General features: G+C 45.1%; 8 protein-coding genes. 2 read left to right on the top strand and 6 right to left on the bottom strand.

The genetic code is table 11. The annotated features are described in order from the left end of the window. The 4 genes from C4F40_RS06835 to C4F40_RS06850 all read right to left on the bottom strand — a co-directional run. Positions 1-6,266 (bottom strand): beta strand repeat-containing protein (locus tag C4F40_RS06835; protein WP_196938597.1); only part of this gene is annotated, 6,266 nt, incomplete at its 3' end. Between the two features lie 71 nt (positions 6,267-6,337). Then, entirely contained in the window at positions 6,338-6,637 is a 300-nt protein-coding gene (locus C4F40_RS06840) for a hypothetical protein (RefSeq protein ID WP_196938598.1), read from the bottom strand. Positions 6,638-7,153: 516 nt separating this feature from the next. Further along, on the bottom strand, positions 7,154-8,059 hold the full coding sequence (locus tag C4F40_RS06845; protein ID WP_196938599.1) for an NAD(P)/FAD-dependent oxidoreductase: 906 nt from the start codon (positions 8,057-8,059) through the stop codon (positions 7,154-7,156). Positions 8,060-8,133: 74 nt separating this feature from the next. Further along, on the bottom strand, positions 8,134-8,769 hold the full coding sequence (locus C4F40_RS06850) for a class I SAM-dependent methyltransferase (protein ID WP_196938600.1): 636 nt from the start codon (positions 8,767-8,769) through the stop codon (positions 8,134-8,136). Between the two features lie 178 nt (positions 8,770-8,947). Between C4F40_RS06850 and C4F40_RS06855 the strand changes: the two genes are divergently transcribed. Beyond that, the gene (locus C4F40_RS06855) at positions 8,948-9,331 is read left to right on the top strand and encodes a Fur family transcriptional regulator (protein ID WP_196938601.1); all 384 of its coding nucleotides are present in this window, start codon (positions 8,948-8,950) and stop codon (positions 9,329-9,331) included. 182 nt (positions 9,332-9,513) lie between these two features. Here C4F40_RS06855 and C4F40_RS06860 read toward each other — a convergent pair whose 3' ends face one another. Together C4F40_RS06860 and C4F40_RS06865 are read right to left on the bottom strand one after the other, a co-directional pair. After that, the gene (locus tag C4F40_RS06860) at positions 9,514-10,800 is read right to left on the bottom strand and encodes a sugar porter family MFS transporter (RefSeq protein ID WP_196938602.1); all 1,287 of its coding nucleotides are present in this window, start codon (positions 10,798-10,800) and stop codon (positions 9,514-9,516) included. A gap of 24 nt (positions 10,801-10,824) precedes the next feature. Then, positions 10,825-11,679: an ROK family protein gene (locus C4F40_RS06865; RefSeq protein ID WP_196938603.1), complete on the bottom strand. Its 855-nt coding sequence runs from the start codon at positions 11,677-11,679 to the stop codon at positions 10,825-10,827. A gap of 632 nt (positions 11,680-12,311) precedes the next feature. Between C4F40_RS06865 and C4F40_RS06870 the strand changes: the two genes are divergently transcribed. Beyond that, the gene (locus C4F40_RS06870) at positions 12,312-13,493 is read left to right on the top strand and encodes a glycoside hydrolase family 76 protein (RefSeq protein ID WP_196938604.1); all 1,182 of its coding nucleotides are present in this window, start codon (positions 12,312-12,314) and stop codon (positions 13,491-13,493) included. Positions 13,494-13,518 lie beyond the last annotated feature (25 nt).

The following is a 13,518-nucleotide window of genomic DNA, read 5'->3' on the forward strand; positions in this document are numbered from 1 at the left end:
TGAGTTCCCACATCCGTGCGGCTGTTAGTCGTGTAGGCGACGCTTGTTCCAGTAGGCAGTGTACCTGTAATCGCAAGCGATTTCGCAGTGCCGTCATAGACAAACGAATCATCTCCGAACGTTATACCAGTGATTGTAGCTGGCGTAATCTCCAAGTCGGCTGTCAGCAACAGCTGAGTATAGTTGCTTCCTGTAATTGTTGCTGTCACTTCCTGCGTTCCTACATCCGTGCGGCTGTTAGCCGTGTAGGCGATGCTTGTTCCAGTAGGCAGTGTACCTGTAATCGCAAGCGATTTCACTGTACCGTCGTAGACAAAACTTCCGTCTCCTAACGTGATGCCCGTAATCGTAGCCGGTGTGATTGTCAGGTCAGCGGTCAACACCAGCTCGGTATAATTGCTTCCCGATATCGTAGCCGTTACTTGCTGTGTTCCCACGTCCGTGCGGATGTTGTTCGTATAGACGACAGCAGTTCCGTTTGGTAGCGTACCACTGATCGCGAGCGACTTCACTGTACCGTCGTAGACAAAGCTTCCATCTCCGAACGTGATACCCGAAATACCTTTTGATACAATTACAAAATCAGTACCTGTGAAATTGATAATATAGTTCAAACCTGCGCTTAGGCTTCCCAATTGGATTACGTAAGCTCCAACGTCCTCACCTGCTTCTCGGGTCAATAATCCGCTGAGTACGGCATTCGTATCGCCGTTTTCAAATCCTGTCGTCGTGTAGGTCAATATCGGATCAACAGATCCGAACACTTTGTTTTGACCTGCGTTTGCAGTTACTTCCAGTGTTGCTTTGCTGATCTCAAAGTCTGCAGGCGTGAAGTTGATCGTGTAATTACCTCCTGCACTTAGGCTTCCCAGCTGGATTGCGTAAGCTCCCACGTCCTCACCGGCTTCTCTAGTCAATGCTCCGCTGAGGATTGATTCGTCGTCACCGCTCGTAAAACCAGTTGCCATGTAGGCAAAGACTGGATCGGCACTACCGAACACCTTACTTTGACCTGCATTTGCAGTCACCTCCAGTATTGCTTTGCTGATCTCAAAATCGGCAGACGTAAAGTTGATTGTGTAGTTACCTCCAGCAGACAAATTTCCTTGGCTGATTGCATAGAGCCCTACATTTTCTCCCGCTACTCTGCTCAATGCTCCGCTGAGTACAGCATTCGTATCGCCGTTTTCAAATCCTGTGTATGTATAAGTCAATTCCGGCTCGGTATACCCGTACACTTTGGTTTGGCCCGCATCTGCGATGATGGCTAGTGTGGCCGGCGTGATGCTGAAGTCCGCACTCACATAACTCAAAGAATAGCCCGAACCAGGGATGGTACTCAGCGTTCCTTGCTGGATAATATAACCTCCGACATCTTCTCCGATTTCCCTGCTTAGGGCACCTGTCAATACGCTGGAGATATCATCGCCAGGATTCAATCCCGTGTATGTATAGGTCAATACCGGATCGGTATCTCCGTATAATTTGCTTTGGCCGGCGTCTGCGGTAACATTCAATACGGTAACATCTGAAGTCGTGAAACTTACTTCATTTCCATAGACCGTGACACCATTGCTATTGGTAGAATAGGCTTTGGCATAATAGGTCGTAGTCAGCGCCAAGCCAGAGATTACTTCGCTAAATTCACCTCCGACGACAGTCATTACCTCCTTCGAATCTGTCAAATCCGGATTAGGGGAAGTGGAATAGACCACACCTGTTTCAGAAGCGCAGCCAACGTCACCGGAGGAAATAGTGCCTCCCAGCGTTGCGCTAGAGAATGCCACACCGGTGACCGGAGCTGTTGTAAGACTTGCTGTAGCTGGTTGTGTAATGGTCACGTTCAATACTGTACTACAGCCGTTAGCGTCAGTAACAGTTACACTGTATGGCCCAGCGGCAAGACCTGAGGCAGTTGCGCCGGTTCCTCCTCCGCCAGTCCACTGGTAGTCAAATGGTCCAAATCCTTCTTGCACCGTTACCGTCGCGCTTCCATCATTTCCGCCAAAGCAGCTGACATCGGACTGCGAAGTAGTAGCGTTAAGTATGAATGCTCCGCCGATCGTAAAGTTTTTAGTTAGTTCACAGCCGTTCATATCTGTGATAAGTACACTATGATTGCCAGCTGTCAAATCCGTAACGATGGAACTCGTACTGCCCGTCGACCATAAATAGGTGTATCCACCCGTACCACCCGAAGGAGTTACACTGGCTGCTCCTCCGACTCCGCATACGGCATCAATTTGCGAAGTTGAAGCTACCAATGCCGTTGGCTGAGAAATGTCAAATGACTGGGATGCGCTACAGCCGTTAGCGTCCGTCACAGTTACCGTATACATTCCAACTGTCAATCCCGACGCCGTGGCTGTGGTACCCCCCGAGGGTGACCATGAGTAGGAATATTCGCCTGTCCCTCCGGACACCGATACGGTGGCACTTCCGTCGTTTCCGCCAAAACAGGACACATCAGTTTGACCGCCTACAGCGATCAGCAAAGCATCTGGCTCGGTGATAGTAGCGGAAGCCGTAGCTATTTGTCCATTCCCATCTGTCACCGTCACGGAATAGCCTCCTGCGAATAGACCGATCAAATCGTTGGTAGTAGAAGAGGTGCCGGCCACGATAGTACCATTGCTCCACGAGTAGGTATAATCTGCCATACCCCCAAATACCTCCACGGTCAAACTACCCGTATTATAACCGTTGCAAGCCACATCGGATTGAGCTGTGATTGTGGCAGTTATCGGAGCAAGTTTTTGACTCGTATGCGACACTTCGTCGCCGATGTTTCCACTGGGATCGGTGAGGGAGGCATTAAGTGTTATTGTTCCGATAGCTAGGCCGGTCAAATCAATCCCTGCTACCTGTTGTGTCGCAGAGGCAACTGTGCCGCTACCGGACACATTTGTCCCGCCTCCACTGCTGGAGAAAGAATAATTGAATGTCGCCCCTACTTCTGCTCCTGCAAAAGTGAAGCTCACTGCCGTCTGATTTGTGGTAATGATCGGATCTTGATCTATTAGCACCGAATATCCGGAAGGCTTAACTGCGTCTATCACCAACGCTTTATTTGCTCCCAATGATCCGGCAGCTCCAGGGCTTGGCAAGGTAAGAATTACATCATCTCCTGGAATATTTCTGAGCGTAGCTCCGTTCAGCGAAAGCGCTGATGTGGATTGATAATCGAGATCTGAGCTTGCGTCACCAGCAACTACCGTGTAGGTAAAAAGCAGCGTTTCGGTCCCACTTCCAGAGGAATAGGTTGCTTCTCTATCAGTGGCACCAGTTTCCAGCAACAACTTCGGTAGTCCGCCTGCTGTGTTTACAAGGATATTTTGACTAAAAGTGACAGCGATTACAATAGGGCTGTCGACACCATAGGTTCCGTTTACGGTAGTGCTACTCACGTCGGTCACAACTGGATTGACCGAATTGACCATGATCTGAATCTCGTCGGTGTCGGTTAATGATCCGCCGCTTCCGCTATTTCCCAGATCATTCGTCGAGATTTGAACTGCTGCTGCTCCATAATAGCCTGATGTAGGACTAAAGATCAGCCCGTTCAGTGCATTGTTTATGGCGGCAATTGAGCCTACCATCTCCATGGAAGGGTTTGATGTTCCGTCACCATCCGTGAAAACAAGTCCTCCGGTTCCAGAGAGTGTTAAAGCGCCATTAGTTGCGGTAAGCGTTACCCTCACGCTGGATGCTCCTGCGTCCACATCGCTGATGCTGATCTGGTTTCCTCCTCCACCACTAAATACAAGCGGTGCGTCTTGGCCAGTCACTTGTGGGCCAGGTACCGAGTTTACCGGTGCATCATTGACAGCAGCAACGACGATATCGAACTCATCGAATGCAGTTTCGCCAGATCCGTCACCTGCGGTGACGTTGATACTCACCGTTCCCAGGTCTGCGCTCGTTGGTGTGCCAGAGAAGGTTCGCGTGGCTCCATCAAAAGACAGCCAAGCAGGAAGCGCTCCACCACCGACAAGCGCCGCTGTATAGGTCAGTGTGCTTCCCATATCTACATCTTCGAAGGTATTCGCCGCAAACTGGAAGTTGAAGGCAACATCCTCCTGGGCAGTCTGGTGGGGGATCGGGTTGGAGACGACTGGTCCGTCGTTTAAAGGTGTAATATTTACATTGACAGTGCCGACTACTACATCATTTCCACCACCTGCTCCAGTATTCCCATTGTCATTTGCGGTGAGGGTTATTGTTACAGCATTCGGCCCGCTTAGGTTATCCGGCAAAATCAGCGCTATATTGGTATTTATAGTTAAAAAAGACTCAATGTTGGCTGCCGGTCCAGTCAGCGTCAGCGTTGGCGTGTTATGGCCAGACTGACTGACTCCATAGCCAGCCGGATTAGATATCCCAAGAACGCCTTGAGAAGTAACTATCGTCAATGAAACATCATTTGATCCAGCATCTATATCTTGAAATAGGCCTGAAGAAAGCGCATCTCTCAAGTAGGCTGGATATTCATCTTCCACTACGGTGATTGAATTTATTATGCCTGCAAAAGTAGGGTCATCATTCACTCCAGCTATATCAAAAGTCACCAAAGCTGTATTGGAATTAGCCGTACCATCATTTGAGACAAAGGAGATGCTACCCGCATTGGCTCCATACAAATTTGCAATTGGTGTGAAAGTCGCTGCATCCAGTGCGGTATTGATGGCTGCCAAAGTGCCGGAAGCGGTAAAGCTTGCCGATCCGTTGCCCGCGCCACTAAATGTAATACCACTGGTCCCCAACGTCAACGTTCCTCCGGTAACCGTAAAGGTGACCGTTTGGTCATCGCCGTCCACATCTGTAATCTGAATATCATCTGGCAAGCCTGCGTTAAATTCATCCTCATTTACCGCGGGAGCTGAGGGTGCAGTCGCGACGGGCGCGTTATTTGGCAAGGATGGAACAGCCTCGCAGAAGATAAAATTATCGATGGCTAAATTTACAAATCCACCACTGATTGTAAACACGAGTTCATCTACATTGGTATTTTGATAGTTACCAGCACCATCCGTTGCAAAATTTATCGTAAAAAAGCCCCCATTGCTCGCCGTACTGGTAGGGAAGCCGGTGTTTTTGGAGATTGTAAATTGATCCGAACCACCTTTTTTTCCTGTGATTACAATCGTGCCTGAGGCGGTAGGGATTTCTCCATTTGGCTGATCTGAAAGAAATAGATCGACATTACTCATGGTGAATTCTGTCGCGCTAGTTAGGGAAAATGATCCAGTCGTATTGTTATTGGTCACAAAGCCAGCTGAACCACCTGCGCCGAATCCACTTCGATTTTCAATTTCTAATCCTGCGCCTAACGAAAAATTAACTCCGTTACCACTGAAATTAGTGGCGGCATCGGTTTCTGTTTCAAATGTCTCCACAAAGCAAGCTGATACCACGTGGGGCTGACCAGATGTGAAACCCGGAGTTCCTTGGATATCATCTTCGTTGGCGATATTCGTTCCGTTTTTCAGATCCAGGCGGATGGTACCTTCTCCTGATATTCCGTTTACTGCAACCGTATAGCTGCTTCCCGATCCTGAGACGGAGGCAATCGTTCCAGCGGTTCCCGCGGTGGTAAGGACAAAGTCATCACTGCTGACGTTTTTGGCAGTTTTCGAAAAGGTCACCAAGAAATTTACAGAAGTAGCTGTAGACAGGGGAACGCCTATAGGGGAAATGCTGGTAACTAAGGCCGGATCAGAATCCACGGGTATCAGAGCGGGTGCAAAAGCAAAATTATCGATGTAGATATAAATATCCGTGCCTTCTATCGTTACTTCATCTATATCATAAAAATCAGGATTTGAGGCGAAGCTTTTCGCTCCATCAAAGGTGACATTCACAGTTGTGCCTACCTGGCTGCCACTTTTGTATGCCTTTACCGTCCCAGACGCAGACGCATTGATATCCCCCCTTAGTAACCACATGCTGATTAATTGAAAGGGTGAGCCGTCTGTTTTTTTGATTTTCCAGCCAGTGACGCCTCCAATAGATTGATTAATGTCATCTAATGCTCTGGTGCCATTAAATCCATTGTTTGTCGAGCTGACGAAAGCATTTGTATTACTTCCAGAGAAAATTTCAAACGTTACTCCAGAGTTGTTATAGATTCTTGTACCATTCAAAGAGAGGGCAGTGCTTTCAGTTAATTCATTGAATGTAACAGTAGATGTCTGTGCATAGCTGATACTGCAGGAAATCAACAACAGCGCTGTTAAAAAATATTTCATTATAAATAATACTCTCATAATCAAAGTGTTTAAAACTAAAGGGGGAATACAAAAGAATACAACCAACCGGGAATGTTAGTTTTTATAGATCATCCATCTCTCGAAGGAAAAACACCAAATAGGAAAATGATATAATTCAATGCCAGAGAAGGGCTATTCGACAAACCATATTTAGGAAAAAGCACAAAGTCTCCACCGCTGCCGTCCGGCGTAACCAAAAAATTAAACTGTACTCCTCCAACAGTGCGGTTTAAAGACGGTACCCGCGTGGAATTACTTCCGTCAAACGTCTCGATATCGCTTTGTCTATAAGCATTTGCTGAAAAGAAAAATGCTGTTATGAACAATATGAGTTTGACGGCTAGATCGGTTCTGTAAGAATTTTTCATAGTTTAAATTATTGTGATCAGCAGATCAGGGAAGAGTGGTCAATGCTTTTAATTGGTTCAGGAGAAACTGTAGCGTACGTCCGTACAACAATCGTCTTTTCGTCAGAAACGGGAGCGGATGTAACAATATCTCCGTTTTCCTATGGTTTACATATTGGATTTTTATATTCATAGTTCATAGGTCAAAAAAGAAAAGACGACTAGTAAGTGTACACTAGGTAAAATGCAGACTACTCTAAATAACAATTCGACCTCTTTATCAGCAGAATGTTAGCAATTGGCGTCGTCAATCCATTTTTATGTAAATGATAATTCTACCCAATATTCGGGGTATTTATTTGAAAAATCAAGAAATAATTTAATATTATTCAAATAACGGCCCAATTACCATTTGTTGTGGCATTTCTATAGCATTTTTTCAACGGAACATCATGAAAATAATTCCTTATATTAGTTTACGCAAATTATCATAATAGTTGTCAGTATTTCTTCTTAAGAAAATTACCTCAGAGGAAACTAAAACTGTTCAGTCGTTAGCTCACTATTTGCCATGGCTCCGGCCATGTTTCCCGTTGCGACCGCATTTGCGACCGAGCGCATTCCCGAATTATCGCCACAGGCAAAAATCCCGTAAACCGAAGTTTTTTGAAAGCTGTCCACCTTAATGTACTCTTCCTCCGTCAATTCACAGCCCAATTCAACCGGAATGTCTATCTGTTTCTTAAACGGGATGGCTGCATACACGGCATCAAAATCCATTTTGTTACCATCTTCGAAAATCATCTCTTTGATATTTCCGTCCTCATGCACTATTTCCGAAATTTTCTTATCGATTACGTGGATGTTATGTACCTTGAGTTTTTCCAATTGTTCTTCAGTAAATTCCGCTTGTCCTGAGGTCAATATGTCTAAGTTACCAGTCAGGTTATTCACCAAACCACTAAGGTGAAAAGCTCGCTCTCCATTTGCCATTATGCCTGTCTTTTTATCCCGAAATTCATAGCCATGGCAATACGGGCAGTGGATAACTGAGATGCCCCAGCACTCTGCAAATCCCTTGATCTCGGGCATGATATCCTGTAACCCTGTGGCAAAGATAATTTTCTTCCCCACAAATTTTTCTCCGGCCTGCGTCGCAATCGAAAAACCGTCTTCCGTTTTCTTTCCACTAACTGCCAGTCCTTCGTGAAACTGTACCGTCTCATATTTAAGTACCTGCGCTTTGGCTTTCTCCGCAATTACCGCAGGCTTTTCCCCGTCGTGCGTAATGAAATTATGCGAATGCGGCGTCTGCCGATTGCAGGGCATTCCGCTGTCGATAACCAGTACATTGCGCAGCGAGCGTCCTAGCGCCATTGCGGCCGAAAGTCCTGCGTAGCTTCCCCCGATTATGATTACGTCAAAGTTTGTCGTGTGTTTCATAGTATTTAATTTTATATGGAGCTATTGCCCGATGCGTTATCCGAACAGAGCCCTTCACGTCACTGCATCTTGCTTTAAGCCCTTGTATTACTGTTTGTTTTATTACATCTTATAACGTAAAACGGGTAGCTTTCGTTCACTTCTTTTATTTCGATCAAGCCGAATTTCGCAAACTCGCTCTGAACAGACTCCTTATCATAGAAGAATATCTGCACGCCGCCAAACATTTCAAAACGGTCTTTGCTAATCCGCTTTCCCTTCCCATATGTGTGCGCTTCTTTTGTGATCATGGTAAAGACCATGCTTCCAACTTCGGTAAGCTGATCATAGCAATGTTGGATCAGCTTTGCTCGTTCTATTTCGTCTAGGAGATAAATCAAGCCATGACAAAATACGCCATCGTAATGCTTACTGTCAAAAGGCATATCAGTTACCGAACCATGGTGTATCGTCATATCCGTTCCGTAGTGCTTTCTGGCTAATGCGATAGCCGTTTCCGAGATTTCAATTCCCGTTACGTCCATACCATTCTCCCTAAAAATCTGCGCATTTCGACCGTAGCCGATTCCAGGAATAAGTATACTTTTTGCAGCGCGCTCGACGAAGAAGTCTTTTGCCCATACAGCAGACTTCGCCGGCTCAAAACCCCACATTTCCTGTTTGTCTATAAAGCTAGCTTCCCAAAACTCCTTTTTATTATTGTCTTTCATCGTGTTCTCTGTACTATAACTCCATTCAATTATCCTAGAACGCTACCCACAGCAGCTACACCTATCAATCTGCACTAACTTTTTCAAATATAATAAAAGCTTTTTACTATTGCGACTATATCGCAATAATTTAATGCGATTTATTTGCATTAACTTTGTAACGGAAAAAACAGGAATAATGAAACGCAGGAATACCCCATCGAAAGAAGCGATATTAGATTTATTGGCCAAGACCAAAAAGGCCATGAGCCAGGATGCTATTGAGGAAAAGCTAACGATAGCTGTCGACCGCGCTACGATTTATCGGGTCTTAAACCGTTTCTGTGACGACGGACTAGTACATCGGATTGTGGCAGAAGATGGGAAGCAGTACTTCGCGGTATGCATGAAATGCGATGAGACTAAATTAGCCGCCAATCATTTTCACTTTCGCTGCACACGCTGTGAGACCATTGAGTGCTTGCCCGTACCCGTACATTTCGCCATTCCAGAAGGCTATCAGGTTGAAAACGTGAATTGTGTGCTTACGGGAGTTTGCAACGATTGTTCGGTAGCTACATAGATGTGCCTGTAACCTTTACTTATTGACTTCAGCAACGGGGATTTCACCATGCAAAACATCCCCCTCAGCATTTTCACTGAGGGGGATGTTTTTAAAGAAGTAGTCTGCCTAGTCCAGTTTATCCAGCACCGACCTTAGTCGTCCATCTGCCAGCAACACGAGGCCGTGCCGAAGAGCATTAGTTAATGAATCACGCCTTTGATATCTTCTAACGATTTACCCTTCGTTTCCGGTATGAATAGAATGAACACAAAAGATAACACCACCATTATGGCATAAAAAAGGAAAACATAAAATCCTCCCTGCGGTATACTTTCTACAATTACTGGAAAAATCCAAGATATCAGCGCCGCAAAGATCCAATGTGTCGTACTACCCAAAGAGGATCCCTGTGCCCGCACTTCGTTTGGAAAAATTTCGGCCAGAAACACCCAGATCACCGCCCCTTGCGATAATGCGAAGGAGGCTATGAAACCAAGGATATAATACAGCAGCATATCCGAGTTATCTCCTTTCAATCCATAAGCTGTCAATAAAAGAAAGAAAAACATCCCTACAGCTCCTGATAAAAGAAGCTTTTTTCGTCCTATCCGATCAATAATGCTCATACCGATCAATGTAAAAAACACATTGGTTCCACCGATAAATATGGGTTGCAGGTAGCTGAGCTGCGCATCGTATCCAGCCATTTCGAAAATACGGGGTGCATAATATAATATGGCGTTGATCCCTGTCATCTGATTAAAAAAAGCGAGCAAGACCGCAAATAGAATGGGCTTTGCATACCTCAATTGAAACAAAGCCGTTTTTGTATTGAGGTTTTCATTGCTTGCGGATGATCGCGCTTCCTGACCCAAAAATTCAAAAACAGACCTAGCCTGATCCATTCCCTTGTGTAAGGCCAGCCAGCGTGGGCTTTCCGGTATTTTTTTTAATAAAATATAGAATAATAACGCCGGAAGAGCCATAATGCCCAACATGTAGCGCCATGCATCTTCGCCTATACCTGCAAAAAGAAAATTAGTGAGGTAGGCTACGAAAATACCCGTCACAATCATCACCTGAAAAAGCCCCGTGAGCTTTCCTCGGTCCTTGGATGGAGCTATCTCCGAAATATAGACCGGTCCGACAACAGAACTGATCCCGACCGCTAGCCCGCCGAGAAAACGAAACAACAAAAAGACAGACCAATACGTCGATACTGCGCAGCCAACTGCTGAAAACAGATAGAGTAATGCAATAGCGATCAATATCGGTTTACGGCCATACCGGTCTGAGAGACGCCCCGCGACCACCGCACCGATAATCGTACCGATCAGCGATATTGATACGGTGAGACCATGCCAAAAAGCATCCAAAGCCCATAAGCGCTGAATGATCTGCTCCGCACCAGATATTACTGCGGTTTCAAAGCCAAATAGAAAGCCTCCTAAAGAGGCGATCAAGGCAAATTTCCAAACGTTTTTCATCAAAATAATTTTTCAAATTTTAAACTAATCATTTAAATTCCAAGTGGAGGCCATTCCCAAAAAGAGGTTCATTTCATCCATGGATGCTATTTTAACAGGTATAGATTGCCTTTGCTCCAGTTCTTCCAAAAAAAGCCCGTGTGCCTTCGCGATACTTCCCCCTAAGACAATCACATCTGGATACAGCGGCGCAATATACATCCCGATAAAATCCAGTAAGGCAACTGTCAGAAAGGCAAAGGCAGCTGTTCTTTCCTTTTCCTTCCCCCTCTCCTGTACCACTTCTTTCACATTCTTAAACCTGTAGTCGGTTTGTGTACTAAGAAAGTCAAGCACACCGCGCGTAGAAATGTAATCTTCAGCAATTCCATCTCGAAATTTAGCAGAACCATAATTCAAATCCTTCAGCCCCAGCGGACCGTATAGCGCTGATCCTAGTCCCGTACCGAGTGTAAGTCCCACTACCGTTTTATCCCGCCAGCCATAGTGGTACACCTCTCCAAGCAAAAATGCGAGGGCATCATTGAAAAAGAAGACTGTCTCGGGACGGAAACCATACCGGTCAGCGAAATAACTTTTGACATCCATATGCAGCAGCGACTGGTATTTGTGCATGCCATCCATCAGACAAATCCCTCGCTCATAATCAAATGGGCCCGGAATAGAAACAAACACAGCCTGTATTTTGTCTCCAGCCCGATGCAGTGCCTCCGTAATCGCGAGATCCCATTCCATAAGGATATTTTCTTTGGTACCCTGACTATCCACCTGTTCGTGAGCCAGTGCGCCCTTGTGCAAACTCATCGATTGTCTATCCAACACAGCAGCTGTAATATGCGTGCCGCCAATATCTATACAAAGTATCAAGTTATTGTCCATGCGTGTTAGTTTGATTGGCTACCCTTTTTCCCCTATCATTTAGCTTCATAAGCGTATGATTCAGGAGTGCACACTATGGCACAAACAATATAGCTACACAGCGTTCCCAAATAAATTGAAAATTTAAATTTTGACATAAACGACTTATAATGGTTATAAAAAACTATTTGCAAAACCGGTTTTGCAAACAACGTAAAAATATATCATAAAACGTTAACTTCCAAATTTATTTTTTTAAGTGCACTTTGTAGGTCTATTTACAGTAAGATCGCCAAAGCTTCGTATCTAGGCTTCGCGATGACGACGATATTACTATCACAACGACGTTACTACTTACTCGTCAGAACGAGGAACACAACGCGGCAGTCTTTTCACAAAGTATAACGGTAAGATTGCTTCTTCGCTGCGTTCAGCGCGATGACGACGAGAGTACGGGCTCATCGCGATGACGGAATCGTAGTACGGGGCATTAAACCAAATTATTCTTGGAAATATTGATAATATGTCTATTTTTGTTAATATGGCATATTTGCATTGCTAATACGGTTTTGCTTTCCATATATAGATTAAGTTATAAACTTGCGACGCTGTGTGAAAGTCTGGCGTTATTTGACAATAAAAAATAAATATAAATGAATAAATTAGTGGGTTTAGGGATTGCGATGGTAATTACAAGCAGTATCCTAGCACAAGAAATAACCAAAAAATCATTTCTCAGTAAAGCCTCGGAAACGCTTTCCCATATCGAACAGAACTATGCTGTTGAGGATGGCCAACAGCTTTTTCGGGAAACGTATCCGTACGACAATAATTACAATGCCAGCTATCTAGGCGGTGGAGAGAATTCAACTAAATCCAACCTCTACTCTTATCTCTGGCCATTTTCGGGAAGTTTATCCGCTTACGTAGCGGTACTCGAAAAGACCGACGCCCGCAAGACCAAAGCACACATTGACAAATCCGTATTGAAAGGACTTGAACAATATTACGATAAGCGACAACCTGCGGGCTATGCCTCTTATGTGAATAGCGCACCCCAATCGGATCGGTTTTACGACGATAACATCTGGTTGGGCATCGATTTTGCCGACCTATACTTACATACCCGCGAAAAGCGGTATCTGGATAAGGCATTGGAAATATGGACCTTCGTAGCCAGTGGTATGGATGACAAACTCGGTGGCGGCATTTACTGGTGTGAACAAAAGAAAGAATCGAAAAACACCTGTTCCAATGCCCCGGCCGTTGTATACCTATTGAAGTTATACGAAGCAACCAAGCAGAAAACGTATCTCGACGACGCCATAGAACTGTATACCTGGACGAAAAAGAATCTGCAGGACCCGTCCGACAAGCTTTATTGGGATAATGTCAGTTTGAGCGGAAAAATAAGTAAAGCTAAATATCCTTACAATACCGGACAGATGATCCAATCCGCTGCCTTGCTTTACAAGATCACAAAGGAAAAACGGTTTTTAGAAGAAGCACAGGAATCCGCCCAATCCGGACTGGATTATTTTTTCACTGCACCAAACAGCGCGAAGAACAACAGCAGTTACCCTGTTTTAAAAAGAAGCGACAACTGGTTTATTGCCATTATGCTGCGCGGCTATATTGAGTTGTACCATCAGGACAAAGATCGGCGCTATATTGATGCATTCCAGTCCAATCTAAACCATGCGTGGCATGCTATGCGCGACGACAACGGACTGTTTGGAAAAGATTGGTCGTCTGCTACCGCTACTTCCAAGCAAAAATGGCTATTGGATCAATTTGCCATTGCCGAAATGTATGCCCGGCTCGCCGGATTATAATAGTAGATATACCAAAAATGAGGCG

Source organism: Sphingobacterium pedocola, from assembly GCF_015209965.1.
GTDB lineage: Bacteria > Bacteroidota > Bacteroidia > Sphingobacteriales > Sphingobacteriaceae > Sphingobacterium > Sphingobacterium pedocola.

Bases quoted from the DNA above. Each gene is read 5' to 3' on its own strand.
- C4F40_RS06845 (WP_196938599.1), bottom strand. From the start codon at position 8,059: ATGAAACACACGACAAACTTTGACGTAATCATAATCGGGGGAAGCTAC.
- C4F40_RS06870 (WP_196938604.1), top strand. From the start codon at position 12,312: ATGAATAAATTAGTGGGTTTAGGGATTGCGATGGTAATTACAAGCAGT.
- C4F40_RS06855 (WP_196938601.1), top strand. From the start codon at position 8,948: ATGAAACGCAGGAATACCCCATCGAAAGAAGCGATATTAGATTTATTG.
- C4F40_RS06860 (WP_196938602.1), bottom strand. From the start codon at position 10,800: ATGAAAAACGTTTGGAAATTTGCCTTGATCGCCTCTTTAGGAGGCTTT.
- C4F40_RS06840 (WP_196938598.1), bottom strand. From the start codon at position 6,637: ATGAAAAATTCTTACAGAACCGATCTAGCCGTCAAACTCATATTGTTC.
- C4F40_RS06865 (WP_196938603.1), bottom strand. From the start codon at position 11,679: ATGGACAATAACTTGATACTTTGTATAGATATTGGCGGCACGCATATT.
- C4F40_RS06850 (WP_196938600.1), bottom strand. From the start codon at position 8,769: ATGAAAGACAATAATAAAAAGGAGTTTTGGGAAGCTAGCTTTATAGAC.